We start from the raw sequence: 771 nt of genomic DNA on the forward strand, positions 1-771 counted from the left end.
TGGAGGAGCATGCCGAGGAGATCCTCGGGCTGATCGACAAGACGCCGGACATCACCATCGCCGAGATCCAGGCCCACCTGGAGGCGATGCACGGCCTGAAGGTGGCCCAGAGCACGGTTTGGCGTCTGCTGGATCGCCACGGTATGACGTTCAAAAAAAACGGCGCACGCAAGCGAGCAGCAGCGGCCTGACGTCCTCAAGCGGCGGAAGGCATGGTTCGAGCTTCAGCCTGACCTGCCACCCGAGCGCCTGGTCTTCATCGACGAAACCGGCGCCTCGACCAAGATGGCCCGGCTACGCGGGCGGGCGCCCCGTGGCGAACGATGCCGCGCACCGATCCCGCATGGCCATTGGAAAAGCACCACCTTCGTGGGCGCTCTACGGCTGGAAGGGATGACGGCGCCGATGGTGCTGGATGGGGCAATGGGCGGCACAGCCTTCCTGGCTTATGTGGAACAAGTTTTGGTTCCAACCTTGGCGCCGGGTGACATCGTTGTGATGGACAACCTGCCCGCACACAAGCTCGCCGGTATCCGAATCGCCATCGAGGCCGCAGGGGCCAAGCTGCACTACCTGCCGCCCTATAGCCCCGACTTCAACCCCATCGAGATGGCCTTTTCCAAGCTCAAGAGCTTTCTCAAGAAGACCGCAGCGCGCACCAAGGAAGACCTCTGGGCAGCCATCGGCAGGGGGATAGACGCCTTCACCCCTGCCGAGTGCGAGAACTTCTTCGCCGCTGCCGGATATGACCGTGATTGAGCGGAAAATGCT

At 62.8% G+C, this 771-nt stretch carries 1 pseudogene; it reads left to right on the plus strand.

Annotation, left to right across the window (positions count from 1 at the left end):
• Window positions 1–759, plus strand: a pseudogene (locus KEC16_RS19635) (IS630 family transposase); the annotation flags it as partial.
• Window positions 760–771 lie beyond the last annotated feature (12 nt).

Source organism: Magnetospirillum sulfuroxidans, from assembly GCF_018224925.1.
Classification (GTDB): domain Bacteria; phylum Pseudomonadota; class Alphaproteobacteria; order Rhodospirillales; family Magnetospirillaceae; genus Magnetospirillum; species Magnetospirillum sulfuroxidans.